At 67.3% G+C, this 24,262-nt stretch carries 20 protein-coding genes; 6 read left to right on the top strand and 14 right to left on the bottom strand.

Annotated features, from left to right (window positions below; translation table 11 throughout):
* Nucleotides 1–76: 76 nt before the first annotated feature.
* The 5 genes from rodA to ACTRWB_RS25030 form a co-directional block, all read right to left on the bottom strand.
* On the bottom strand, nucleotides 77–1,225 hold the full coding sequence (rodA, locus tag ACTRWB_RS25050; RefSeq protein WP_069746727.1) for a rod shape-determining protein RodA: 1,149 nt from the start codon (nucleotides 1,223–1,225) through the stop codon (nucleotides 77–79).
* Nucleotides 1,226–1,236: 11 nt separating this feature from the next.
* The gene (mrdA, locus tag ACTRWB_RS25045) at nucleotides 1,237–3,522 is read right to left on the bottom strand and encodes a penicillin-binding protein 2 (RefSeq protein ID WP_446903453.1); all 2,286 of its coding nucleotides are present in this window, start codon (nucleotides 3,520–3,522) and stop codon (nucleotides 1,237–1,239) included.
* Nucleotides 3,523–3,623: 101 nt separating this feature from the next.
* Nucleotides 3,624–4,136, bottom strand: a complete 513-nt coding sequence (mreD, locus tag ACTRWB_RS25040) for a rod shape-determining protein MreD (RefSeq protein ID WP_009687274.1) — start codon at nucleotides 4,134–4,136, stop codon at nucleotides 3,624–3,626.
* The gene (gene mreC, locus ACTRWB_RS25035) at nucleotides 4,133–5,203 is read right to left on the bottom strand and encodes a rod shape-determining protein MreC (protein WP_446903452.1); all 1,071 of its coding nucleotides are present in this window, start codon (nucleotides 5,201–5,203) and stop codon (nucleotides 4,133–4,135) included. Before mreC ends, mreD begins: the two co-directional genes overlap by 4 nt.
* Nucleotides 5,204–5,329: 126 nt before the next feature.
* Nucleotides 5,330–6,373, bottom strand: a complete 1,044-nt coding sequence (locus tag ACTRWB_RS25030; protein WP_004189550.1) for a rod shape-determining protein — start codon at nucleotides 6,371–6,373, stop codon at nucleotides 5,330–5,332.
* A gap of 370 nt (nucleotides 6,374–6,743) precedes the next feature.
* Here ACTRWB_RS25030 and gatC point away from each other — a divergent pair, with 370 nt between their 5' ends.
* The 5 genes from gatC to ACTRWB_RS25005 all read left to right on the top strand — a co-directional run bounded on the left by gatC (nucleotide 6,744) and on the right by ACTRWB_RS25005 (nucleotide 11,853).
* Complete coding sequence (gene gatC / locus ACTRWB_RS25025) at nucleotides 6,744–7,043, top strand: Asp-tRNA(Asn)/Glu-tRNA(Gln) amidotransferase subunit GatC (protein WP_006477478.1); 300 nt, start codon at nucleotides 6,744–6,746, stop codon at nucleotides 7,041–7,043.
* 69 nt (nucleotides 7,044–7,112) lie between these two features.
* Nucleotides 7,113–8,603 carry an Asp-tRNA(Asn)/Glu-tRNA(Gln) amidotransferase subunit GatA gene (gatA, locus tag ACTRWB_RS25020; RefSeq protein WP_129513249.1) on the top strand — a complete coding sequence of 497 codons (1,491 nt, stop codon included), beginning with the start codon at nucleotides 7,113–7,115 and terminating at the stop codon, nucleotides 8,601–8,603.
* Between the two features lie 2 nt (nucleotides 8,604–8,605).
* On the top strand, nucleotides 8,606–10,081 hold the full coding sequence (gene gatB / locus ACTRWB_RS25015) for an Asp-tRNA(Asn)/Glu-tRNA(Gln) amidotransferase subunit GatB (protein ID WP_343495042.1): 1,476 nt from the start codon (nucleotides 8,606–8,608) through the stop codon (nucleotides 10,079–10,081).
* A 118-nt stretch (nucleotides 10,082–10,199) separates the two neighbouring features.
* Nucleotides 10,200–11,039, top strand: coding sequence for a polyphosphate kinase 2 family protein (locus ACTRWB_RS25010; protein WP_412022827.1), 840 nt, complete (start codon nucleotides 10,200–10,202; stop codon nucleotides 11,037–11,039).
* A 40-nt stretch (nucleotides 11,040–11,079) separates the two neighbouring features.
* Entirely contained in the window at nucleotides 11,080–11,853 is a 774-nt protein-coding gene (locus ACTRWB_RS25005; protein ID WP_213263959.1) for an exodeoxyribonuclease III, read from the top strand.
* A 104-nt stretch (nucleotides 11,854–11,957) separates the two neighbouring features.
* Here ACTRWB_RS25005 and ACTRWB_RS25000 read toward each other — a convergent pair whose 3' ends face one another.
* Nucleotides 11,958–13,010: an NAD(P)-dependent alcohol dehydrogenase gene (locus tag ACTRWB_RS25000; RefSeq protein WP_446903451.1), complete on the bottom strand. Its 1,053-nt coding sequence runs from the start codon at nucleotides 13,008–13,010 to the stop codon at nucleotides 11,958–11,960.
* A gap of 229 nt (nucleotides 13,011–13,239) precedes the next feature.
* Between ACTRWB_RS25000 and ACTRWB_RS24995 the strand changes: the two genes are divergently transcribed.
* Nucleotides 13,240–14,184 carry an AraC family transcriptional regulator gene (locus ACTRWB_RS24995; RefSeq protein ID WP_446903450.1) on the top strand — a complete coding sequence of 315 codons (945 nt, stop codon included), beginning with the start codon at nucleotides 13,240–13,242 and terminating at the stop codon, nucleotides 14,182–14,184.
* A 3-nt stretch (nucleotides 14,185–14,187) separates the two neighbouring features.
* Here ACTRWB_RS24995 and ACTRWB_RS24990 read toward each other — a convergent pair whose 3' ends face one another.
* The 8 genes from ACTRWB_RS24990 to argB all read right to left on the bottom strand — a co-directional run bounded on the left by ACTRWB_RS24990 (nucleotide 14,188) and on the right by argB (nucleotide 24,223).
* The gene (locus ACTRWB_RS24990) at nucleotides 14,188–15,237 is read right to left on the bottom strand and encodes a M48 family metallopeptidase (RefSeq protein ID WP_446903449.1); all 1,050 of its coding nucleotides are present in this window, start codon (nucleotides 15,235–15,237) and stop codon (nucleotides 14,188–14,190) included.
* Nucleotides 15,227–16,648: an AmpG family muropeptide MFS transporter gene (locus ACTRWB_RS24985; RefSeq protein WP_419685485.1), complete on the bottom strand. Its 1,422-nt coding sequence runs from the start codon at nucleotides 16,646–16,648 to the stop codon at nucleotides 15,227–15,229. Before ACTRWB_RS24985 ends, ACTRWB_RS24990 begins: the two co-directional genes overlap by 11 nt.
* Before the next feature lie 96 nt (nucleotides 16,649–16,744).
* Complete coding sequence (gene metW / locus ACTRWB_RS24980) at nucleotides 16,745–17,353, bottom strand: methionine biosynthesis protein MetW (RefSeq protein WP_021156285.1); 609 nt, start codon at nucleotides 17,351–17,353, stop codon at nucleotides 16,745–16,747.
* A complete protein-coding gene (gene metX / locus ACTRWB_RS24975) occupies nucleotides 17,350–18,495 on the bottom strand; it encodes a homoserine O-succinyltransferase MetX (protein WP_423371793.1) in 1,146 nt (381 codons plus the stop codon). Before metX ends, metW begins: the two co-directional genes overlap by 4 nt.
* Nucleotides 18,496–18,752: 257 nt before the next feature.
* Entirely contained in the window at nucleotides 18,753–21,716 is a 2,964-nt protein-coding gene (locus ACTRWB_RS24970) for an autotransporter family protein (protein WP_446903448.1), read from the bottom strand.
* Between the two features lie 184 nt (nucleotides 21,717–21,900).
* Complete coding sequence (gene slmA, locus ACTRWB_RS24965; RefSeq protein WP_048244654.1) at nucleotides 21,901–22,569, bottom strand: nucleoid occlusion factor SlmA; 669 nt, start codon at nucleotides 22,567–22,569, stop codon at nucleotides 21,901–21,903.
* On the bottom strand, nucleotides 22,536–23,327 hold the full coding sequence (locus ACTRWB_RS24960) for a pyrimidine 5'-nucleotidase (protein WP_129513233.1): 792 nt from the start codon (nucleotides 23,325–23,327) through the stop codon (nucleotides 22,536–22,538). The genes slmA and ACTRWB_RS24960 overlap by 34 nt, the downstream gene beginning before the upstream one ends.
* Nucleotides 23,324–24,223 (bottom strand): acetylglutamate kinase, encoded by a 900-nt coding sequence (argB, locus tag ACTRWB_RS24955; protein WP_006754950.1) that lies wholly within the window; start codon nucleotides 24,221–24,223, stop codon nucleotides 23,324–23,326. Before argB ends, ACTRWB_RS24960 begins: the two co-directional genes overlap by 4 nt.
* Nucleotides 24,224–24,262: the final 39 nt, after the last annotated feature.

Genomic DNA, 24,262 nt, shown 5'->3' with positions numbered 1-24,262 from the left:
CGCATCGCCGCATTCGAAACACACAAAAAAACGGCGCCGGAGCGCCGTTTTTCTTTGCCGCGGCCGTACCGCGCGATCAGCTCTTCATCAGCCGCCGCTGCCGCCCGACACTCATGATCATCCCGATCGCGATGCCGAGCGTCGTGAGCGCGGTGCCGCCGTAACTCATGAACGGCAGCGGCACGCCGACGACCGGCAGCACGCCGCTCACCATCCCGATATTGACGAACGCATAGACGAAGAACGCGAGCGTGAGTGAGCCCGCGAGCAGGCGGCCGAACAGCGTCGCGCCCTGCGCGGCGATATAGAGCCCGCGCGCGATCAGCGCCATGTACAGCGTCAGCAGCACGAGCCCGCCCGCGAGCCCCCATTCCTCCGAGAACACCGCGAAGATGAAGTCGGTGTGCTTCTCCGGAATGAATTCGAGGTGCGCCTGCGTGCCTTTCAGGTAGCCCTTGCCGAGCACGCCGCCCGAGCCGATCGCGATCACGGCCTGGATCGTGTGGAAGCCCTTGCCGAGCGGGTCCGAGGTCGGGTCGAGCAGCGTGCATACGCGGTGCTTCTGGTAGTCGTGCATCAGCGGCCACTGCACTTCGGGCTGGCAGATGCGCTGCTCGAACACGGCGATCGAGCCGACCGCGATCACGCCCGCGACGAGCACCGGCACGATCAGCTTGAACGACAGGCCGGCGAGGTAGATCACGAAGAAGCCGGCCGCGAACACGAGCAGGCCCGTGCCGAGGTCGGGCTGCTTCGCGATCAGCCCGACCGGCACCAGCAGGATCCCGAACGCGGCGATGAAGTCGTACCAGCGCAGCCCGCCTTCGCGGCGCTGGTAGTACCACGCGAGCATCAGCGGCGTCGCGATCTTGAGGATCTCGGACGGCTGGATCACGACGCCGACGTTCAGCCAGCGCTTCGCGCCCTTCTTGGTCATCCCGAACAGCGCGACCGCGACCAGCAGCGCGACCCCGAACGTGTAAAGCGGGACCGCGAAGCGCATCAGCGTCGTTGGCGGGATATTGGCGATCACCCACATCAGCACGAACGTCAGCAGGATGTTGCGCAACTGGTCCTCGACGCGGCCCGGCATGTCGATCGCCGCGCTGTACAGCGTGACGATGCCGACGCACAGCAGCAGGAACACGATGAGGGCGAGCGGGCGGTCGAAACCCGCGAACATCTGCTTGATCTTGTCGAGCCAGGCGCGCTTGTCGAATTGCATGCCTTTCTCCGTTAATGAGCGGTGCCGGCGTCCGCCGCTTTCGCGGGGGCCGTCGCACGGTGGTTGTCGTCCCGCGGCGTGGCGACGAGCGGCTGCGCGTCGCTGGCGGACCGGCGCGGCCGGTGCGGGCGCCGGATCGGTGGCAGGCTCGCGGCCATCGGCGCCGCGGCGCTCGCTTCGGCCGGCCGCGTCGCACTGATGCCCGCCGCCCCCGACGCATCGGGCGCCGATGCGGCCGATGCCGCATCCGCCGCGCTGGCCGCGGTCGGCACGACGGGCTGCGGCAGCGCCTTGAAGCCGGTCGCGACGGCGGCGGGCTTGTTCGCGTCGCCAATCACCGGCGCGTTGACCGGCTCGGTCGCTGACGCCGCGGCAGCCACGGCCGCGGCCTCGTTCTTCGGGTTCTGGCGGTCGACCAGGTAGAAGTCGAGCACGCGGCGCGCGATCGGGCCTGCGGCCTGCGCACCCCAGCCGCCGTTCTCGACGACCAGCGCGACGGCGATCTGCGGATGGTCGACCGGCGCGTACGCGATGAACAGTGCGTGGTCGCGCAGGTGCTCGGCGAGCAGGTGGCCCTTGTAGTTGGAGCCCTGCAGCGAGAACACCTGGGCGGTACCGGTCTTGCCGGCGGCGAGGTACGGCGCGCCGCGGAACACCTTGTACGCGGTGCCGGACGGGTTCTCGATCACGTTCTCCATCCCGCGCTTCACGACGTCGATGTCGGACTGCTTGAGCGGGATCACTTCGCTTTCCTTCGGCACGGTCAGGCGGCGCCCGCGCGAGATCGGATCCTCGATTTCCTTCACGAGGTGGGGCTTCATCACGACGCCGTTGTTCGCGAGCGTCGCCGTTGCGTGGGCGAGCTGCAGGATCGTGAACGAGTTGTAGCCCTGGCCGATCCCGAGGCTGATCGTCTCGCCGTCGAACCACTTCTGCTGCGCGGCCTTCTTGAACGCCTTCTTCTTCCAGTCGGTCGACGGCAGGATCCCGCGCGCTTCGCCCTGGATGTCGATCCCGGTGATCTGGCCGAAGCCGAACGGCTTCATGAAGTTCGCGATCGCGTTCACGCCGAGGTCGCGCGCGAGCATGTAGAAGTAGGTGTCGTTCGACACCATGATCGCCTTGTTCATGTCGACCCAGCCCTGGCCCGAGCGCACGTCGTTGCGGAACGTGTGGCCGCCGAACGTGAAGTAGCCGGGATCCTGGAAGCCCCAGCCCGGCGAGCGCTTGCCGAGCGTCAGTCCCGCGAGCGCCATGAACGGCTTGTACGTCGAGCCGGGCGGGTAGGTGCCGTGCAGCGGGCGGTTCAGCAGCGGCTTGTCGGTCGAGGTGTTCAGCTCGTCCCAGGTCTGCTGGTCGATGCCGTCGACGAACGAATTCGGGTCGAAGCTCGGCGACGACACGAACGCGAGCACGTCGCCCGTCTTCGGCTCGATCGCGACGAGCGCGCCGCGCTTGCCCGCGAACGCCTGCTCGGCGACCTGCTGCAGCCCGATGTCGAGCGACAGCACGAGGTTGTTGCCCGGTGTCGCCTGCGTGCGCGACAGCGTGCGCACGGGCCGGCCGCCGGCCGTCACCTCGACTTCCTCGAAGCCCGTCAGCCCGTGCAGCTCGGTTTCGTAGCTCTGCTCGACGCCGATCTTGCCGATGTAGTCGGTGCCCTTGTAGTTGTTCGCGTCGCGGCGCGGATCGTAGTTTTCCTGATCGCTGTCGTTGTCGTCGCTCATCGCATCGATACGATCCTGGTCGCGTTTCGAGATCCGGCCGATGTAGCCGATCACGTGCGCGGCGGTCGTGCCGAGCGGATATTGGCGGAACAGCCGCGCCCGCACGTCGACGCCGGGGAAGCGGAAGCGCTGCGCGGTGAAGCGCGCGACTTCCGCGTCGGTGAGCCGCGTGCGGATCGGCAGGCTCTCGAAATTCTTCGAGTCTTCCTGCAGCTTCTTGAAGCGGCGGCGGTCGCGTGCGTCGATCGGGATGATCTCGGACAGCTTGTCGATCGTGTTGTCGAGCGTGTCGTCGAGCTTCGACGGCGTGATTTCGAGCGTGTAGGCCGAGTAGTTCTTCGCGAGGATCACACCGTTGCGGTCGGTGATGATCCCGCGGTTCGGCACGATCGGCGCGACCGAGATGCGGTTTTCCTCGGCCTGCAGCGCGTATTTGCCGTGCTGCATCAACTGCAGGTAGAAGAAGCGGCTCGCGAGCAGCCCGAAGCAGACGAACACGAACACGCCCGCCGCCGCGACGCGCAGGCGGAACTTCGAGAGCTGCTGTTGGGTGTCGTTGAATTCGGTCATGCGATTAACGTCTGTCCGGCCCGCACGCGGGCGGGCGAGGTGCCGCCCCGGAGCGCGGTGCGCGGGCGTGGGGGCGGCGGGTATTCAAGGGGCGGTCCGGCTCAGATGGGGCGCGTATCGTCCGGATCGACCGGGCGGCGTTGCGGCATCAGCAGCAGGTGGCTCGCGATCGGCCACAGCGCGGCTTCGACGAAGCCGTCGACCAGATAGCGCCAGCCAGGGAACGCGGCGCCCATCACGAGACGGATCACGAACGGCACGAGCTGCGCGACGACGAGCAGCGGGGTGACATACAGCACCTGCACGCCAATCGGCATCCACAGCACGCGGCGGTGGATCGTGATCGCGCCGTACGACAGCAGCGTATAGGCGAGCGCATGCTCGCCGAGCAGCCCCGCGTCATGCACGTCCATCAGGATGCCGAGCGCGAACGCGACGCCCATCCCGACCTTGCGCGGCTGGTGGATGTTCCAGAACAGCAGCACGAGCGCGACGAAGTCGGGCACGCCGGGCAGGCGGCCCCACGGCATCAGGTTCAGCAGGAACGCGGCGGCGAGGCTGAAGACGATGAAGTACGGATTGACCGGCTGCAGGATGTATTGCGGGCGGTTCATCGCTGGGCTCCTGATTGCCCGGCTGCAGGCTTCGCGGGTGCGGCGGCGGGTTTGGCCGGAGCGGCAGGCGCAGCCGGCGCGGGCTTCGCGCCGGGCTGGGCCGCGGCGGCCGGCTTCGCGTTCGCGTCGGCCTTGTCGGCTTTCTCGCCCTTCGCGGCGGCCTTCGCGCCCTTCTTGCCACCCTTCGCGTTCTTGTCGGCGGCCGAATCGGGCTCGGCCGGGCGCGGCGGGATGTCGTTCTGGTAATGCAGCACGAGCATCTGGCGGGCGCCGCGCACGGCGGCGATCGGCGCGCAGGTCACGCGTGCGAACGCGGTATCGGCGAGCTTGTCGACGCGCGCGACCTTCGCGACCGGCAGGCCGGGCGGATAGACGCCGTCGAGGCCGCTCGTGACGAGCTCGTCGCCGACGACGAGATCCGCGCTCGTCGGCACGAAGCGCAGGTCGAGCGAATCGCCCTTCGGCGTGCCGTAGATCACGCTGCGCAGGCCGGTGCGCAGCACCTGCACGGGAATCGCGAGATCGCGGTCGGTGATCAGCGTGACTTCGGCCTGCAGCGGGAACACGCGCGTGACCTGGCCGATCACGCCGTCCTCGCTGACGACCGGCGAGCCGCCCTGGATGCCCTGCTGCGAACCTTGCCCGATCACGATCTTCTGCGTGAACGGATCGCTTGTGTCGTACTGGATCTCGACCGGCGTCGATTGCGTGGCGATGTGCTGGCGCAGCTCGAGCACCGCGCGCAGATGCGCGTTTTCCTGCGAGAGCACCGCGGCCTGGTTGGCTTGCGTGGACAGTTGCAGGTTGCGCTTGCGGAGGTCGTCGTTCTCGTGGCGCAGCGACGCACCGGTGACGGCGATGTCGGCCGCGCCCATGAACAGGTCGCGCGGCACGAGCGCCGCACGCTGCAGCGGATAGAGCACGGTGCCGAGCACGCCGCGAAGGATTTCGAGCGTGCTGAAGCGCGCGTCCGACACGAGGAGCGCGATGGCGAGGGCGACGAAGAAGATGAGCCGCGCGAGCGCGGGCGGACCTTGCTTGAAGAGGGGCGGCGGACTGTATTCCATGGTCGGCGCCGGGCGCGTGGGATCGGTTAAATGATGCTCAGACGCGCAAACGGCGCGGCGGTTCGTTCTAAACGAGCGATCCGGCCACGCCGCAGGTGCGTCATATCAACGAAACTGCCTAGACGATCACTCGTACGAGAAGATGCTGCCCAGCTTGTCCATGCGCTCGAGCGCCATGCCCGAACCGCGTACGACGCAGGTCAGCGGATCTTCCGCGACGAGCACCGGCAGGCCGGTTTCTTCCGCGAGCAGGCGGTCGAGGTCGCGCAGCAGCGCGCCGCCGCCCGTCAGCATCATCCCGCGTTCGGCGATGTCGGCGCCGAGTTCCGGCGGGGTTTGTTCGAGCGCGATCTTCACCGACGACACGATCTGGTTCAGCGGATCGGTCAGCGCTTCGAGGATTTCGTTGCTGGAGATCGTGAAGCTGCGCGGGATGCCTTCCGACAGGTTGCGGCCCTTCACTTCCATTTCCTTGACTTCGGAGCCCGGGAACGCGGAGCCGATTTCCTTCTTGATCGCCTCGGCGGTCTGTTCGCCGATCAGCATCCCGTAGTTGCGGCGGATGTAGTTGACGATCGCCTCGTCGAACTTGTCGCCGCCGACGCGCACCGAGCCCTTGTACACAATGCCGCCGAGCGAGATCACGCCGACTTCCGTCGTGCCGCCGCCGATGTCGACGACCATCGAGCCGGTGGCTTCCGACACCGGCAGGCCTGCGCCGATCGCGGCCGCCATCGGCTCCTCGATCAGGTAGACCTGCGATGCGCCGGCGCCGTGCGCGGCTTCCTTGATCGCGCGGCGCTCGACCTGGGTCGAGCCGCACGGCACGCAGATGATGATGCGCGGCGACGGCGAGAACATGCGCGACTCGTGCGCCGTCTTGATGAACTGCTTGATCATCTGCTCGGTGACGGTGAAGTCGGCGATCACGCCGTCCTTCATCGGGCGGATCGCCTCGATGTTGCCCGGCACCTTGCCGAGCATCTGCTTGGCTTCCTTGCCGACCGCCTGGATCGTCTTCTTGCCGTTGGGGCCGCCTTCCTGACGAATCGACACGACGGACGGCTCATCGAGAACGATGCCCTTGCCGCGCATGTAGATCAGGGTGTTTGCGGTGCCGAGGTCGATCGCGAGATCGTTGGAGAAGTAGCTGCGCAAAAAACCGAACATTCAGAATCCTGTTTCGCTCTGAGCCGGCCCTGCGTGGCGTGCAACGCTGAGGGCGGCAGCGGAAAAAATAACAGCCTCGGGAAGCGTGGCGGAAGCGACCGCCGCGGCGCACGAAGCTGCGAGTGATGTCTACCGGGGATCGCACGAAGCACGCACGGCTTGCCGAAGCGGGGCGAAACGGTGCGGGAAAAGGCTGCCGGGTTTGGGTCGAACGCGTAATGATACCTTATAATTTCACGGTATTTGAATCGAAACGGGCGGTATTTTTGCCGCTTCGGTCCCGATTTTTGAGGGTGGGATCGCACCCTCCAACCCCCCGCTGCGGCGCTGCTTTTGATGCGCCGCGCAGCCTTGTTTTTCCGGTGATCGCATGGCCCTGACCCTGACCGATGTGAAACGCATCGCGCACCTGGCGCGACTCGAAATGGCCGACGCCGACGCCGAGCACATGCTCGGCCAGCTCAATGAATTCTTCGGCCTCGTCGAGCAGATGCAGGCGGTCGACACCGCCGGCATCGCGCCGCTCGCCCACCCGATCGAACAGATCCAGGAAGTCGCGCAGCGCCTGCGCGACGACGCCGTGACGGAAGTTGTCAATCGCGACGACAACCAGCGTCCGGCGCCGGCCGTCCAGGACGGCCTCTATCTCGTGCCGAAGGTGATCGAGTAAGCGTTCGATGACAAGCGCGCCGGCCGGCTTGCGCCGCGCGCCACCCAGAATTCCCAGGAAAACCACTCAATGCACGCAAAAAGCCTGACCGAACTGCGCGCCGCGCTCGCTGCCAAGGAATGCTCGGCCGTCGAGCTCGCGCAGCACTACCTGAAACGGATCGACGCCGCGCGCGACCTGAACGCGTTTGTTCACGTCGATACCGATCTGACCCTCGCGCAGGCGAAAGCCGCCGACGCGGAGCTCGCGCGCGGCGCGGGCGGCGCGCTCACCGGCCTGCCGATCGCGCACAAGGATGTATTCGTCACGCGCGGCTGGCGCTCGACCGCCGGCTCGAAGATGCTCGCGAACTACGAGAGCCCGTTCGACGCGACCGTCGTCGCCCGCCTGCAGGCGGCCGGCATGGTCACGCTCGGCAAGACCAACATGGACGAGTTCGCGATGGGCTCGTCGAACGAGAATTCGGCATTCGGCGCGGTGAAGAACCCGTGGGACACGAACGCGGTGCCGGGCGGCAGCTCGGGCGGCAGTTCGGCCGCCGTCGCCGCGCGCCTCGCGCCGGCCGCGACCGGCACCGACACCGGCGGCTCGATCCGCCAGCCCGCGTCGTTCGCGGGCGTGACGGGCATCAAGCCGACCTACGGCCGTGTGTCGCGCTACGGGATGATCGCGTTCGCGTCGTCGCTCGACCAGGGCGGCCCGATGGCGCAGAGCGCGTCCGACTGCGCGCTGCTGCTGAACGCGATGGCCGGCTTCGACGAGCGCGACTCGACGAGCCTCGAGCGCGACGACGAGGATTTCACGCGCCATCTCGGCCAGCCGTGGGCGGCCGGCAACGATGCGGGCAAGCCGCTCGCCGGCCTGCGCATCGGCTTGCCGAACGAGTATTTCGGCGACGGCCTCGCCGACGACGTGCGCGCGACGATCGACGCGGCATTGAAGCAGTATGAAGCGCTCGGCGCGACGCTCGTGCCCGTGTCGCTGCCGAAGACGGAACTGTCGATCCCCGTGTACTACGTGATCGCGCCGGCCGAGGCGTCGTCGAACCTGTCGCGTTTCGACGGCGTGCGCTTCGGCCATCGCGCCGCGCAGTACGGCGACCTGCTCGACATGTACAAGAAGTCGCGCGCCGAGGGCTTCGGCCCTGAAGTGAAGCGCCGGATTCTCGTCGGCGCGTACGTGCTGTCGCACGGCTACTACGACGCGTATTACCTGCAGGCGCAGAAGATCCGCCGCATCATCGCGCAGGATTTCCAGGAAGCGTTCAAGTCCTGCGACGTGATCATGGGCCCGGCATCGCCGACGGTCGCATGGGATCTCGGCGCGAAGGGCGACGATCCGGTGCAGATGTATCTCGCGGATATCTACACGCTGTCGGTGAGCCTCGCCGGCCTGCCCGGCATGAGCGTGCCGTGCGGCTTCGGCGCGGGCGCGAACGCGAAGCGCCCGGTCGGTCTGCAGATCATCGGCAACTATTTCAACGAAGCCCGGATGCTGCAGGTCGCCGACGCGTTCCAGCGCGCGACCGACTGGCACAAGCAAGTTCCGGCAGGGGTGTAAGCATGGCTACTCAATGGGAAGTCGTTATCGGTCTCGAGACGCACGCGCAACTGTCGACCGTCTCGAAGATTTTCTCGGGCGCGTCGACGCAGTTCGGCGCCGAGCCGAACACGCAGTCCTGCCCGGTCGACCTGGCGCTGCCGGGCGTGCTGCCGGTGCTGAACCGCGGCGCGGTCGAGCGCGCGATCCGCTTCGGCCTCGCGATCGGCTCGACCATCGCGCCGCGCAGCATCTTCGCGCGCAAGAATTATTTCTACCCCGATCTGCCGAAGGGCTATCAGATCAGCCAGTACGAGATTCCGGTCGTGCAGGGCGGCCAGATCACGATCCAGGTACCCGCCAACGAAAAGGCCGGCAAGGAAGCGTACGAGAAGACGGTCAACCTGACCCGTGCGCACCTCGAGGAAGATGCGGGCAAGTCGCTGCATGAAGACTTCGCCGGGATGACGGGGATCGACCTTAACCGCGCGGGCACGCCGCTGCTCGAGATCGTCACCGAGCCGGAAATGCGCAGCGCGGCCGAGGCCGTGGCCTATGCGAAGTCGTTGCACGCGCTGGTCGTGTGGCTCGGCATCTGCGACGGCAACATGCAGGAAGGCTCGTTCCGCTGCGACGCCAACGTGTCGGTGCGCCCGGTCGGCCAGGAGAAGTTCGGCACGCGCGCGGAAATCAAGAACCTGAACTCGTTCCGGTTCCTCGAGGAAGCGATCAACTACGAAGTGCGTCGCCAGATCGAGCTGATCGAGGACGGCGGCGAAGTCGTGCAGGAAACGCGCCTCTACGATCCGGACAAGCGCGAGACGCGTTCGATGCGCAGCAAGGAAGACGCGCACGATTACCGCTACTTCCCCGACCCCGACCTGATGCCGCTCGTGATCGGCCAGGACTGGATCGAGCGCGTGCAGTCCGGGATGCCCGAACTGCCGGCCGCGATGCAGCAGCGCTTCGTCGAGCAGTACGGCGTGTCTGCGTACGACGCGGGCGTGCTGACGTCGAGCAAGGCGATGGCCGCGTACTTCGAGTCCGTGGTCGCGAAGGTTGGTGCTGCGAACGCGAAGATCGCCGCGAACTGGCTGATGGGCGACGTGTCGTCGCAGCTGAACCGCGACGGCATCGAGATCGACGCGATCCCCGTGTCGGCCGCCCAGCTCGCGCTGGTGCTGCAGCGCATCGCCGACGGCACGATCTCGAACAAGATCGCGAAGGAAATCTTCTCGACGATCTGGGACGAGAAGGCCGACGACGAAGGCGCGGCCGACCGCATCATCGACGCGAAGGGGCTCAAGCAGATCTCCGACACCGGCGCGCTCGAAGCGATCATCGACGAAGTGCTCGCGGCGAACGCGAAGTCGGTCGAGGAATTCCGCGCGGGCAAGGAAAAGGCGTTCAACGCGCTGATCGGCCAGGCGATGAAGGCGACGAAGGGCAAGGCCAATCCGCAGCAGGTCAACGAACTGCTGAAGAAGAAGCTCGGCTGAGCATGACCGCGCGCCTGAACCGCGCTTGACGACGGGCCGCCCCGAACCAGTTCGGGGCGGCCCGTTGCGTTTGGTGGATGCGTTATCGTATGCACCACACCGTCCAACGGAGGAACGAATGGCGAAACAACCGTCGCTCGACGATTTCCGCGTGCCGTACAGCACGCGCGAGAAGGAAACCGCCGCATTCAAGCTCGATGCGTTCGACCCGGCCGCGAAGCCGTTTTCGACCGGTTCGAAGGACGCCGACCGCGAACGGCTGTCGGTCGTGTCGACCGAACTCGACGTGCAGCAGGAGCGCCTGCACACGCAGCAGAAGAAGCGCGTGCTGCTCGTGCTGCAGGGGATGGATACCAGCGGCAAGGACGGCACCGTGCGCGCGGTGTTTCGCGAGGTCGATCCGCTCGGCCTGCGCGTCGTGTCGTTCAAGGCGCCGACGCCGATCGAGGCCGCGCACGACTTCCTGTGGCGCGTGCATGCGCAGGTGCCGGCCGCGGGCGAGCTCGCGATCTTCAACCGCAGCCACTATGAGGACGTGCTCGTGCCGCGCGTGCTCGATACGATCGACGCCAAGGAATGCGAGCGCCGCTACCGGCAGATCCGCGATTTCGAGACGATGCTGGTCGAGAACGGCACGACGATCATCAAGTGTTTCCTGCACATCTCGAAGGACGAGCAGCGCGCGCGGCTGCAGGCACGCATCGACGATCCGGCCAAGCACTGGAAGTTCGACATCTCCGATCTCGACGCGCGCAAGCACTGGGACGCGTACCAGTCCGCGTACCGCGACGCGCTCGCCGCGACGTCGGCCGAGCACGCGCCGTGGTACGTGATCCCGGCGGATTCGAAGACGCACCGCAACGTGATGATCGCCGAGCTGCTGCTGCGCACGCTGACCGACATGAAGCTGGAATTCCCGCCGCCGAAGCCCGAGCTCGAAGGCGTGAAGATCCGTTAAGCTGCCACCCTGTAAAACATCGAACTGAACGGAACCCGACATGATGCGAGTGATTACCGCCAACCTGAACGGCATCCGCTCCGCCGCGAAGAAGGGCTTCTTCGACTGGCTCGGCGAGCAGAACGCCGATTGCGTGTGCGTGCAGGAAATCAAGGTATCGGCCGACGACCTGCCGGCCGAATTCGTCGAGCCGCACGGCTTCAGGAGCTATTTCCACCACGCCGAGAAGAAGGGCTACAGCGGCGCGGGCGTGTACAGCCGCCACGAGCCCGATGACGTGATCATCGGCTTCGGCAGCAGCGAATTCGATTCCGAGGGGCGCTACGTCGAGGCGCGCTACGGCAAGCTGTCGGTCGTGTCGGTGTACGTGCCGTCCGGCTCGAGCGGCGAAGAGCGCCAGCAGGCGAAGTACCGCTTCATGGACGAATTCATGCCGCACCTCGCGCAGCTCAAGAAGAAGCGCGAAGTGATCCTGTGCGGCGACGTGAACATCGTCCACAAGGAAATCGACATCAAGAACTGGAAGAGCAACCAGAAGAACTCGGGTTGCCTGCCGGAAGAACGCGAGTGGCTCACGAAGCTGTTCGACGACGTCGGTTATGTCGACGTGTTCCGCACGCTCGACCCGCGCGCCGAGCAGTACACGTGGTGGAGCAACCGCGGCCAGGCGTACGCGAAGAACGTCGGGTGGCGGATCGACTACCAGATCGCGACGCCGGGCGTGGCCGGCACCGCGAAAAGCACGTCGATCTTCAAGGACATCAAGTTCAGCGATCATGCGCCGCTGACGATCGACTACGACTACAAGAAGTGACCGCCGACGCTACGCGGTGCGCGTAGTGGTCGAACCGTCCGGTTGCGGGATGCAAAACGGGCCGCATGTCAGACATGCGGCCCGTTTCGTTTGAGGCGCGACGCTTACTGCTTGAGCGACGCCATGTCCACCACGAACCGGTACTTCACGTCGCTCTTCAGCATCCGCTCGTAGGCCACGTTGATCTGCTGCATCGGAATCGTTTCGATGTCCGACGTGATCCCGTGCTCCGCGCAGAAATCGAGCATTTCCTGCGTCTCCGCGATGCCGCCGATCAGCGAGCCCGCGAGGCGGCGGCGCTTGAAGATCAGGTTGAACACCTGCGGCGACGGATGGTCGTGCTCCGGCGCGCCGACGAGCGTCATCGTGCCATCGCGCTTCAGCAGGTTCAGGAACGGATTCAGGTCGTGCTGCGCGGCGACCGTGTTCAGGATGAAATCGAAGCTGTTCAGGTGCGCGTTCATCTGCGCTTCGTCCTTCGAGATCACGACCTCGTGCGCGCCGACGCGCTTGCCGTCCTCGATCTTCGACGGCGACGTCGTGAACAGCACGACGTGCGCGCCCATCGCGCGCGCCAGCTTCACGCCCATGTGACCGAGGCCGCCGAGACCGACGATGCCGACCTTCTTGCCGGGGCCGACGTTCCACTGCCGCAGCGGCGAGTAGGTCGTGATCCCCGCGCACAGCAGCGGCGCGGCGCCGGCCGGGTCGAGCGTCTCGGGCACGCGCAGCACGAACGCCTCGTCGACGACCAGCTGCGTCGAGTAGCCGCCGAACGTGACGTCACCCGTCACGCGATCCTGGCCGTTGTAGGTGCCGACGAAGCCGTTCTCGCAATACTGCTCGAGGCCGTCGGCGCAGCTCGGGCAGGTGCGGCACGAATCGACGAGGCAGCCGACGCCGACCAGCTCGCCGACCTTGAAGCGCGATACCTGCGGGCCGGTCGCGGTCACGCGGCCGACGATTTCATGGCCCGGCACGACCGGATAGATCGTGTTGCGCCATTCGTTGCGGGCCTGGTGCAGGTCCGAGTGGCAGACGCCGCAATAGAGGACGTCGATCTGGACGTCGAGATCGCGCAGCGCGCGACGCTGGAATTCGAACGGGGCGAGCGGCGACTGCGAATCGGTTGCCGCGTAAGCGTAGGTGGTGCTCATGCAGGGGGCTCCTTGTCCGGGAAAGACATCCGGCGAAACAGACTGCCGTCGCATCATGTGGCGATGCGGCGAGGCAGGACGTCATCGTAAGGAGCGCGGCGCCGCGGCGAAATACACGAAGGTCTCGAAGATTTGCCTATTCCTCTCGAATTGCACGCGAACAGCCGTCAAAACACCATCATGGTGCTACATTGCGAGCCAGATTCTCTTGCCGGACAGGACCACGCAGATGAGCTTCCAGCCCCTTTTTGCCGACGCGGGCGACCGCGTGCAGCGCCGCATGGTCGAGCTGCACACGCGCCTCGCGCCGAACGAGGGCGATACGCTCGCGGCGCTCGACGGCGTGCGTTTCATCCGCGTGAGCCGTCCCGCGCCGCGCATGCCCGTGCTGTACGAACCGAGCATCATCGTCGTGTGCCAGGGGCGCAAGCTCGGTTATCTCGGCGACCGCTCGTTCGTCTACGACGCGCAGCAGTATCTCGTGCTGTCGGTGCCGCTGCCGTTCGAATGCGAGACCTTCGCGAGCATGGACGAGCCGTTTCTCGCGATCTCGATCCGCGTCGATCTCGCGGTGATCGCCGAGCTCGCGATCCTGCTCGACGAGACGCTCGGCGCGGCGGTCAGCGAACCGCTCGGCGTCTATTCGACGCCGCTCGACGCGCCGCTGGCCGACGCGGTGGTGCGGCTGCTCGAAGCGCTCGCGTCGCCGCACGACACGCGCGTGCTGGGGCCCGCGATCATGCGTGAGATCGCGTATCGCGTGCTGACGGGAGAGCAAGGCGACGCAATCCGCGCGGCGCTCGTCCAGCAGCATCATTTCGGCCGCATCGCGAAGGCGCTGCGGCGCATCCATGCGGAGCTGACGGCCGATCTCGACGTCGAGACGCTCGCGCGCGAGGCCGGGATGAGCCTCGCGGTGTTCCACGCGCAGTTCAAGCACGTGACGGCGACGTCGCCGATGCAGTACGTGAAGGCCGCGCGGCTGCACCAGGCGCGGTTGATGATGGTGCAGGACGGAGTCGGCGCCGGCACGGCGGCCGCACGCGTCGGTTATGCGAGCGCGTCGCAGTTCAGCCGCGAGTTCAAGCGGCTGTTCGGCCGCAGCCCGGGTGACGAGGTGCGCTGGATGCGTGAAATCGGCGTCCGGCCGGCCGCGGCGGACGTGGACGCCTAGCGCTCAGCGCCGCACGACCTTGCGCCGCTGCGCGCTGATGCCCGCGTAGTCGGGCAGCGTGTCGACGCGTTTGGCCGTAGCCTTCGCGTACAGCGGCATCAGGTCGGGCAGGCGGTTCAGCAGATCCTGACGGCGGGCGGTGCTGTACGGGTGCGTGTAGATGAAGCCCGTCGCCTTGTTCGCGCGCGTCGCGACCGCGAGCTTGTCCCACAGCGTGATCGCCGCGCGCGGATCGAAGCCCGCGCGTGCGGCGATGTCGCCGCCGATCACGTCGGCTTCGGTCTCGTCGGTCGGGTCGTAATGGAGCGCCTGCAGGCGCTCGCCGAGGTTCAGTGCCTGCGGCAGCGGATCGCCGACGCCGAACAGCGGCGGCAGCGCGGCCGCGCGCAGCGATGTCTGCGAGGTCGCGCTGAAGTTGCTGCGCGCGTGTTCGCGCAGCGCGTGCGCGATGCCGTGCGCGAGCAGCACGCCGAGCTCGTCGTCGTTCAGGCGGACGCGGTCGAGCATGCCGCCGTACACGAGCACCTTGCCGCCCGGCAGGCAGGTCAGGCGGATGTCGCGCGAGCGGATCACGTTGACGTCCCACGTCCAGCTCTTCACGCGGTCGTTCCATTTCACCGAATACGGCGCGAGCTTCGCGACGATCGCGTGCAGGCGCTTCACGCGCGGCTGGTTCGCGGGCAGCAGCCGGTCGCTGTCGGCGGCCGCTTGCACGATCTGCGCGTATTCGTTCGCGGTGAGCTGCTCGAGCAGCGGCGACGGGATCAGCGTGCGGAAGGCGATCGCGTTGCCGTAGCGGATCTGCTGCGGCGTCTGCGTGTAAGCCTTCGCCTGTACGGCGCCGCCGGTCGGCTGCGCGGCTTCGGCGGCGGATGGCGCGACGGGCGCGGCGGCAGGCGAAGGCGTGGCCGTGGGCGGCGAAGCGGCCGGTGCGGAGCCCGCCGCGCTCGCGCCGGTGTCGGCCGCGTGTGCGAACCCCGCGGCCAATGCCGCGGCACCGACGCTCCATGCAGCCGCAACGCGCGCGAGGCGGTGCAGGCGGTTACTGCGCACGGCTGGCCTCGCCGTTGCGTGCGGTACCGTTCCACGGCGCGATCTTGAACAGCAGCAGCATGCCGGGAATTGCGAGCGCGGTGCACACGATGAAGTAGTCGAACCAGCCGATCTTCGCGACGACGAAGCCGCTCGCGGCCGATGCCAGCGTGCGCGGCACCGACGCGAGGCTCGTGAACAGCGCGAACTGCGTGGCCGTATAGCGCGGATCGGTCGTGCTCGCGATATACGCGACGAACGCGGCCATCGTCAGGCCGGTGGTGAAGGTTTCGACGCCATAGACGAGCGCGAGCGCGACCGTCATCGGGCTGAATTGCGGCGCGACGGTCATGCCGAAGATCGACAGCGCCGACGCGATCGCGTGGCTCGTCGACACGGTGAAGTCGTAGAGCATCGCGAGCACGGGCGAACCGGGGCCGAGCTGTGCGAGCCACGCGAAGCCGAGCGTCGACACCATCTGCAGCGCGCCGAAGATCCACAGCCCGCGGCCGATGCCGATCTTCACGAGCCAGACGCCGCCGATGATGCCGCCGGCGACGCTCGCGACGAGCGCGGTGGTTTTCGCGACGATGCCGATCTCGGTGCGCGAGAAGCCGATGTCGAGAAAGAACGACGTCGACAGCGTGGTGGCCATCGTGTCGCCGATCTTGAACAGGAAGATGAACGCGATGACGAGCAGCGCGCCGGCCCAGCCGTCGCGCTGGATGAATTCGCGGAACGGCAGCACGATCGCGTCACGCAGGTTGCGCGGCGGCGTGCCGACCACTTCGGGCTCGCGCACGACGAGCGTCATCAGGATGCCCGGCAGCATGAACGCGCCGGTGATTGCGAACACGACGTCCCACGGCATGTGATCGGACAGGATCAGCGCCAGCGAGCCGGGGATCAGCGCGGCGAGCTTGTACGCGTTCACGTGCACCGCATTGCCGAGGCCCTGCTCGGTGTCGCGCAGCAGCTCGCGGCGGTACGCGTCGATCACGATGTCGGAACTCGCGCCGAAGAACGCGACGAGCGTCGTGAGCGCGGCCACGGTCCAGATCGAGTCGCGCGGCGACACGAAGCCGAGCGCGGCGATCGCGCCCGCGACCAGCACCTGCGTGAGCAGCATCCAGCCGCGCCGGCGGCCCGGCCGCCAGCCGGGCAGGCGCGGGAGGTAGCGGTCCATCAGCGGCGCCCACAGGAACTTCCACGTATACGGGAACTGGATCAGCGCGAACAGGCCGATTTCCTTCAGGTTCACGCCCTCGGAGCGCAGCCATGCCTGCACGAGGTAGACGAGCGTGAAGAGCGGCAGCCCCGACGTGAAGCCGAGGAACACGCAGATCAGCATGTGCGTGTTCAGATAGGCTCGCCAGCCGGGGTGATCCTCGTGAGCGGTGAGTGCGGGCGCCTCGTGTGGCGTTTTCGACATGGACTGGAACTGGGTAGCGTTGACTGATTGCGGCGGCAGCGCGCGGCGGGGGGAGCGGCGCGGGCCGGGCCCGGCGTCCGTCAACGGCCCCCCGGCTCAGCTGCGCTTGACGCGGTAGACAGCAAGACTACCACGCCAGTTCGCTCCCCATCGAATCGGCTGGCCTTCGTGCAGCACGACGCGATCGAGGATCGTGACGCCGACTTCGGGCGCGAGCGCCTCGAAATCCTTGATCGTCAGCACCCGGACGTTCGGCGTGTTGTGCCACTGGTACGGCAGCGATTTCGACACGGGCATGCGGCCGTGCAGCACCGACAGCCGGTGCGACCAGTAGCCGAAGTTCGGGAACGACACGATGCACTCGCGGCCGACGCGCGCCGTTTCGCGCAGGATCGCGGCCGTCTGGTGGATCGTCTGCAGCGTTTGCGACAGGATCGCGATGTCGAAGCTGTGGTCCTCGAACAGGCGCAGGCCGTCCTCGAGATTCTGCTGGATCACGTTGATGCCGTTCTTCGCGCTCGCGAGCACGCCCGCGTCGTTCAGCTCGATGCCGTAGCCGGTCACGTCCAGCTCCTCCATCAGCAGCGCGAGCAGCGAGCCGTCGCCGCAGCCGAGGTCGAGCACGGTCGAGCGCGGCTCGACCCAGCGCGCGATCGTGCGGAAGTCCGCGCGCGCGGACAGGGAATTCAGCGCTTGCTGGTTCATGCACCCACCTCGTTGGCGATTCGTTCGTAATACGCGCGGATCAGGTTGTGATAACGCGCGTCGTCGAGCAGGAACGCGTCGTGGCCGTGCGGCGCGTCGATTTCCGCGTAGCTGACCGTGCGCTTGTTGTCGAGCAGCGCCTTCACGATCTCGCGCGAACGCGCCGGCGCGAAGCGCCAGTCGGTCGAGAAGCTCGCGATCAGGTACTTCGCCTGCGTCTGCGCGAGCGCGGCCGTCAGGTTGCCGTCGAACGCCTTCGCCGGGTCGAAGTAGTCGAGCGCGCGCGTGATCAGCAGGTACGTGTTCGCGTCGAAGTAGTCGGCGAACTTGTCGCCCTGGTAGCGCAGGTACGACTCGACCTCGAATTCGACGTCGAAGCTGAAGTTGTACGCGTCGAGCGCGCCGTCCGCGCGGCGCAGCGCACGGCCGAATTTCTCGGCCATGTCGTCGTCGGACAGGTACGTGATGTGGCCGATCATCCGCGCGACGCGCAGGCCGCGCTTCGGTTTCACGTCGTGCGCGTAGTAGTCGCCGCCGTGGAAGTCGGGATCGGACAGGATCGCCGAGCGCGCGACCTCGTTGAACGCGATGTTCTGCGCGGACAGTTTCGGCGTCGACGCGATGTCGATGCAGTGCGCGACGCGCTCCGGATACATCAGGCTCCACGCGAGCGCCTGCATCCCGCCGAGGCTGCCGCCCATCACCGCGGCGAAACGCTCGATGCCGAACGCGTCGGCGACGCGCGCCTGCGCGTGCACCCAGTCCTCGACGGTGACGACCGGGTAGCGCGCGCCGTACGGCTTGCCGGTCGACGGATCGATGCTCATCGGGCCGGTCGAGCCGAAACACGAACCGAGGTTGTTCACGCCGATCACGAAGAAGCGGTTGGTGTCGAGCGGCTTGCCGGGGCCGACCATGTTGTCCCACCAGCCGGTGCTGCGCGGATCGTCCGCGTAGACGCCGGCGACGTGGTGCGACGCGTTGAGCGCGTGGCAGACGAGCACCGCGTTCGAGCGCGCGGCGTTGAGCTCGCCGTACGTCTCAACGACGAGCTGATAGTTGCCGATCACGCTGCCGCTTTGCAAGCGTAGCGGTTCGGCGAAGTGCATGGTCTGTGGAGCGACGATGCCGATCGATTCCATTCGTTCCGCCTTATGACTGGGCAGCTAAATGGTGTCGGCGATGCGCGGAGTCGGAGGTGCGCGGCTGACGACCTCTTTAGCCGCATTTGTAGTGAACCCGCCGGGACGAGGCCCCGGCCGGTTCGCGCGCCCGCAATCGAGTCAGCAAATCGGCGCGCTTCCGACATGCCGCCAAGGGGTGGCATGTCGGCAAAGTATAGCGGAATTTGCGGCAAGCGGATTTCGGGGCGGCCGCGGCGCGGCGCCGGCGCATGGTGTCACCACCGGTACTTCGCCGCCAGCTCGCCCTTGACGACCGCATAGTCGGACAGGTTCGACTCCAGCCCGAGGCCGGCCGATACCGCGAAGCGTTTCGACCACTGCCCGGTCGCACCGATCCGGAATGCCGCGCGATCGCGCGGCACGTCGAACGAGAACGCATTGCCGTCGAGCGTGAGCGTCCGCGACCCGGGGCCATGCCACCAGTTCGCGTCGATGAACGGCCGAAGTTCACGTCCGGACGGCGTGATCGTCACGCCATGCACGCGTACGCCGACGCGGGTCAGCACGTCGGTCGAGCCCTGCCCGTCGAGACGGCCGCCCGCAACGCGATGGGCGTCCGCGCGATAGTCCGACACGACGAGCTGCGCTTCAGGCTCGACATGAAAACGCGTGTCGCCGCGCTCGTAGAAACGGAACGAATAACCGCCTTCCAGCGAACCCGTCACGGTGCGTGATCGGTACGAGTCGGCCGCGAGACTGCCGCCGACGCTGTTCGCATAGGCGCCGACCAGCGCCCATGCATCGACGTACGGGCCGGTCAGGATGTCGCGGTTGCCGTACCAGGTGCCGTACAGGCCGATGTTGTAACCGGACACGCTGCCGCGCGCGGTGGCATCGGCGACGCGCTGCTCGATGGCATTCCACAGTGGGCGAGTCGACCAGCTCGTCTGGCTGCCGTACATGCCCATCGCGCCGACCCGGAAGTGGCCGCCGCGACCGTCGTCGAAACGGAACAGGTCGGCGCCCGCGTGAATCAGGCGGCCGTTTCCGGACACGCTGCGGTTGCCGCTCGATATCGATGTGATCTGGCCCTCTGCGCGCAGCCAGACAGCGCCGTCGAGCGGGCGTGATGCGGTATCGCCGGTGCGCAGCGTGCGATCTTCCCGTTGATGCAGCGTGTGGATCGCCATCGTCGCGGCGGCGTTGGCATTGGCCAGATACGCGTCGGGCTCGGGTGCGACGGCGCGCGGAGGCGGCGGTGGCTGGATTTCGGGTTGGACAGGCGGCTCGGGATCAACCGGGCCAGGCGGCACCGGCGGCTCGGGCTGTGCGGCGGAAACGAGATACCAGTCGTGTTCCTTTCCGCCGTTCCCGCTGCGCGCGAGCATGTAGTCGTAGCCGCCGGCGGACACCGTGCCGAAGCTGCGGCGATAACCGTCCGATCCGGTGTCGAGCGTGAATGCGGTGGTGTCCGTCGTGCCGCCGTTGCGGGTCTCGACGATCGGGATGCCGACGGTGGTCTGCGCGCCGTTGCCGCCGGCACGCCGGACGACGATGCCGGTATGGCCGGACGCGTGCCCGCCGTCGATCACGATCCGGTCGGACGGCGATGCGTCGTCGTTCAGCGTCGTGTTGACGACGAGCCTGCCGCCGCGCGCCGCATAGTCGCCCGAGACGACGAGCGTGCGCGGCGCGCCCGCATCGGAAGGCGCGAATGCGATGGTCGAGCCGTTCAGTGCGACGGAGCCGACCGACGAATCCGCGGTGACGGTCCACCGGCTGTTCGTGTCGAGCGACAGCGCGCGTACCGCATCGGTCGCGCCCGTCCACGCGGCGCCATGGGACAGCACGACATCGGTCACGGCGGGCGACGGCGGCGCGCCGCCGTCCGCCGGCCGGTTCACGATGTCGCCGGCGGCTTGCGCGTCCGTATCGAGCGTCAGCCGCACCGGCGCACCCGAGCGTGCGTCGACGAACAACAGCGTGCCGTTGCCGCCGGCGACGCGCGCGCCGTTTTGCAGCGAGACGTGTGCGTCCGAAACGTCGATCGCGCCGTGCCGCTCGCTGACGAGCGAGCCGCCATCGACGGTCAGCGTGCCGCCGTGAATGCCGGCGGCCCACGCGCCGTCGCCAGTCGTGCGCACGTCGGTGCGTGACAGGCCGATCGTGCCGCCGGCGCTCGCCCGCAGCGCGGTGCCGTCCACGCCGCTCGTCGTCACCGTGGCGTCCGTGAGCGACGCGACGGAGCCGGCGCCGCTGGCGAGCACGCCATACGCGCGTTCGCCGCCCGTCGCGATCCCGCCGCGCGTCATGGCGACCGTGCCGCCGAGCCGCGCGACGGCACCGACCGAACGGTCGCCGGCTGTCGTCACGTCGGTGTCCGTTGCAAGCACGACCGGCGTCTCGCTACCTTCCTGCGATGCATACAGCCCGTGCGCGTTGATGCCTTGCGTGTGCACGTGCGTGCGCGCGAGTTCGACACGGCCGCTGCGCGTGTCGATGCCGAGCGCCTGGTCGCCGTCGGTGGCCACGCGCGCGTCGCTGAACGTGACCGAGGACGCGCCGGGCATGAACAGCCCGGACGCGTAGTCCCCGCTCGTCCGGATGTCGGTGCGAGCAAGCGTTGCATGGATGTCGTCGTAGCTGACGAACGTGCCGTATGCGAAGTCGCCGCTGGTGCGGACGATCGTATCGGTGGCGTTCACGATCGCACCGGGTGCGTTGTTCACCGCGATGCCGTGCGCTTCGCGGCCGCGCGTGACGATCGCGCTGCCGGTGACGTCGACGCGGCTGCCGCTGACGTCGACATAGACGCCGTGTGCACTTCTTCCGTCGGTGTCGATCGAGATGTTTTCGGCTGTCGCGCTGCTGCCGGCGCGAACGTCGATGCCCGTCCCGATGAACCCGCGGGTGCGGATTTCGGTGTCCCGCAGCACGATGCGCGACCCGTCGCCGAAAGCGGAAGCCCCCGACGAATAGGTGCCGGTCGCGAACAGCCGCGTCTTGCCGGTGGTGGTCAGCACGCCGCCGTTGACTGCGGAAAACACCGGGCTGGCGAAGTTGCTCGTCGAATAGTCGCCGGGAGCGGTTTCCAGCGTGACGCCGTCCGCGCGTTGTGCGCCGCCGTCGGTGATCTGGGCCGATGATGGCCACGGGATGATCGCGCCGGCAAGCAGCGCGGCCCGCGCGAGCAGCGGTGCGCGCGGCGCGGACGGCTGCGAACGGCGCGGCGCGGCCACGGCGCGCTGTCGCCCGGAGGACGTCTGACAATGCGGAAACTCGCGATTCACCGGATCACTCCCGTTGTATTGCAAACGGGTGAAAATTAACCCGATCAGAGGGAATGCGATATTGGACGAGTTCGAATTGCGACGCAGCGTCGGCCGCATCGCGAGCGCGCCTGACGCGCGCGTCAGGCGCCGGTCACTGCAGGATCAACCGCAGATGCGCGTCGGCTTGCTCGCCGGGCGGCTTCTGGAACCCGCCTTTCGCGAAGCGGTGCCACCGGCCGATCACGTAGCTGACGAGCAGGCTCGCCCGCGCGGCCGGGTCGTAGTCGGCCGGCAGCGCGAACGGCGCCGCGCCGTCGGGCGCATTCGCCTCCGTGCGCGCGACCCGCAGGCACTGCTTGACGGTTGCTTCGATGCGGTCGAGCAACTGGTTCACGCGTTCGGTGAGCCGCTCGTCCTCGCCGACCAGCGCCTCGCCTGTCAGCACGCGCGTCATGCCGGGGTTCTTCGCGGCGAAACTGAGCATCGTCAGCGCGATCGTGCGGGCCTGCAGCACGCCGTTCGGCTCCTTCTCGACGATCTGGTTGACGAGGCCGAACAGCGACTGCTCGATGAACTCGATCAGCCCTTCGTACATCTTCGCCTTGCTGGGGAAATGGCGGTACAGCGCGGCTTCCGACACGTCGAGCCGGGCCGCCAGCGAGGCCGTCGTGATCTTCTCGCGCTTCGGCGCCTCGAGCATCGTCGCAAGCGTCTGCAGGATGTGCACGCGACGCTCGCCCGGTTTCGGACGCGTACGGGTGCGGGTGGGTGATGCCTGATCGTCCGTTACGGCTTGGTCCTGCGGGTGAGTCGGCTGCATTTCTGTCGCCCCGATCGAGTGCCCAGTCGCAGCGATTTTAACGAACGAATCCGCTGGTCGACATAAAGCGGGCGGCCGGTACCCGGCAGGTCGCCGGGAAGATGGCCGGTAATCCAGACCGTGCCGATGCCGAGGCGCTTGTAGCGCTTCAGGTGGCCGCGCGTGTCCTCGACAAGGATCGCGTCGGCCATCCGCACATGCGCGGCACGCAGCGTCCGGCGCAGCATCGTGTGGTCGGGCTTCGCGCGCCACGTGCGGCGGTCGCGCATGTGCTCGATCGCGATCACGCGCTCGAACAGCCGTTCAATGCGCAGCTCGCGCAGCACCGCGCGCGCGTAGTTCTCCGGCGCGTTGGTCAGCACCAGCTTGCGGCCCGGCAGCGCGGCGAGGATGCGCGCGAGGCCGCGCTCGGCGCGCAGCATCCCGGGCAGGTCGGAAAACGTGTGGACCGCGCGCAGGAAGTCGTGCGGATCGATCGGATGATGGCGCGTGAGGCCGAGGAGCGCCGCGCCGTAGCGCTGCGTGTAGCCGGTGCGCAGCCGGTCGGCTTCGACGCGCTCGACCTTGAGCGCGTCGATGATGTATTGCGTCATCGCACGGTTGATCTCGGGAAAGATCGCGTGCGACGCGTGATGAAGCGTGTTGTCGAGATCGAACAGCCAGACCGGCGCGCCGGCGCGCGGCCGGCTGCGCGAGATGCGCCGGCGCCGCAGCGGGGCCGGCAGGTCGGGACTGACGATCTTGCGGCGCGCGCTCAATGCGAGCGGATCATCGTGCCGAACGGCTGCTCGGTCAGGATTTCCAGCAGCACCGAGTGCTCGATCCGGCCGTCGACGATGTGCACCGACTTCACGCCGCTCTTCGCGGCGTCGAGCGCCGACGAGATCTTCGGCAGCATGCCGCCCGAGATCGTGCCGTCCTCGAACAGCGCGTCGATCTCGCGCGCGGACAGATCGGTCAGCAGGTTGCCGTCCTTGTCCATCACGCCCGGGATGTTGGTCATCATCAGCAGCTTCTCGGCGTTCAGCACGGTGGCGAGCTTGCCCGCGACGAGGTCGGCGTTGATGTTGTACGACAGGCCGTCTTCGCCGAAGCCGATCGGCGAGATCACCGGGATGAACGCGTCGTCCTGCAGCGCCTTCACGACCGCCGGGTTGATCGCCTCGACTTCGCCGACCTGGCCGATGTCGATGTACTGACCCGGGTTGTCGCGGTCCGGCATCAGCAGCTTGCGCGCGTGGATCAGGCCGCCGTCCTTGCCCGTCAGGCCCACCGCATGGCCGCCGAAGTGGTTGATCAGCGTCACGATGTCCTGCTGCACTTCGCCGCCCAGCACCCATTCGACGACTTCCATCGTCTCTTCGTCGGTGACGCGCATGCCCTGGATGAAGGTGCCGGCCTTGCCGATCTTCTTCAGCGCCTGGTCGATCTGCGGGCCGCCGCCGTGGACGATCACCGGATTGATGCCGACCAGTTTCAGCAGGATCACGTCGCGCGCGAAGCCCTGCTTGAGCCGTTCTTCCGTCATCGCATTGCCGCCGTATTTGATGACCACGGTCTTGCCGTGGTAGCGGCGGATGTACGGCAGCGCTTCGGCGAGGATTTCTGCTTTCAGAGTAGGGGCGATCTGCGAGAGGTCGATGGGCTCGGACATGGCGGCAGCTCTGGCTGGGAACGGTTGAAACAGGGCGAA

The organism is Burkholderia sp. YIM B11467 (genome assembly GCF_052952715.1).
Note: the sequence above shows the minus strand (reverse complement) of the source record. Positions and strands in the feature narration are given on the sequence as shown.

Coding starts and splice junctions, on each gene's coding strand:
- rodA (WP_069746727.1), bottom strand. CDS start 1,225: ATGCAATTCGACAAGCGCGCCTGGCTCGACAAGATCAAGCAGATGTTC.
- mrdA (WP_446903453.1), bottom strand. CDS start 3,522: ATGACCGAATTCAACGACACCCAACAGCAGCTCTCGAAGTTCCGCCTG.
- mreD (WP_009687274.1), bottom strand. CDS start 4,136: ATGAACCGCCCGCAATACATCCTGCAGCCGGTCAATCCGTACTTCATC.
- mreC (WP_446903452.1), bottom strand. CDS start 5,203: ATGGAATACAGTCCGCCGCCCCTCTTCAAGCAAGGTCCGCCCGCGCTC.
- ACTRWB_RS25030 (WP_004189550.1), bottom strand. CDS start 6,373: ATGTTCGGTTTTTTGCGCAGCTACTTCTCCAACGATCTCGCGATCGAC.
- gatC (WP_006477478.1), top strand. CDS start 6,744: ATGGCCCTGACCCTGACCGATGTGAAACGCATCGCGCACCTGGCGCGA.
- gatA (WP_129513249.1), top strand. CDS start 7,113: ATGCACGCAAAAAGCCTGACCGAACTGCGCGCCGCGCTCGCTGCCAAG.
- gatB (WP_343495042.1), top strand. CDS start 8,606: ATGGCTACTCAATGGGAAGTCGTTATCGGTCTCGAGACGCACGCGCAA.
- ACTRWB_RS25010 (WP_412022827.1), top strand. CDS start 10,200: ATGGCGAAACAACCGTCGCTCGACGATTTCCGCGTGCCGTACAGCACG.
- ACTRWB_RS25005 (WP_213263959.1), top strand. CDS start 11,080: ATGATGCGAGTGATTACCGCCAACCTGAACGGCATCCGCTCCGCCGCG.
- ACTRWB_RS25000 (WP_446903451.1), bottom strand. CDS start 13,010: ATGAGCACCACCTACGCTTACGCGGCAACCGATTCGCAGTCGCCGCTC.
- ACTRWB_RS24995 (WP_446903450.1), top strand. CDS start 13,240: ATGAGCTTCCAGCCCCTTTTTGCCGACGCGGGCGACCGCGTGCAGCGC.
- ACTRWB_RS24985 (WP_419685485.1), bottom strand. CDS start 16,648: ATGTCGAAAACGCCACACGAGGCGCCCGCACTCACCGCTCACGAGGAT.
- metW (WP_021156285.1), bottom strand. CDS start 17,353: ATGAACCAGCAAGCGCTGAATTCCCTGTCCGCGCGCGCGGACTTCCGC.
- metX (WP_423371793.1), bottom strand. CDS start 18,495: ATGGAATCGATCGGCATCGTCGCTCCACAGACCATGCACTTCGCCGAA.
- slmA (WP_048244654.1), bottom strand. CDS start 22,569: ATGCAGCCGACTCACCCGCAGGACCAAGCCGTAACGGACGATCAGGCA.
- argB (WP_006754950.1), bottom strand. CDS start 24,223: ATGTCCGAGCCCATCGACCTCTCGCAGATCGCCCCTACTCTGAAAGCA.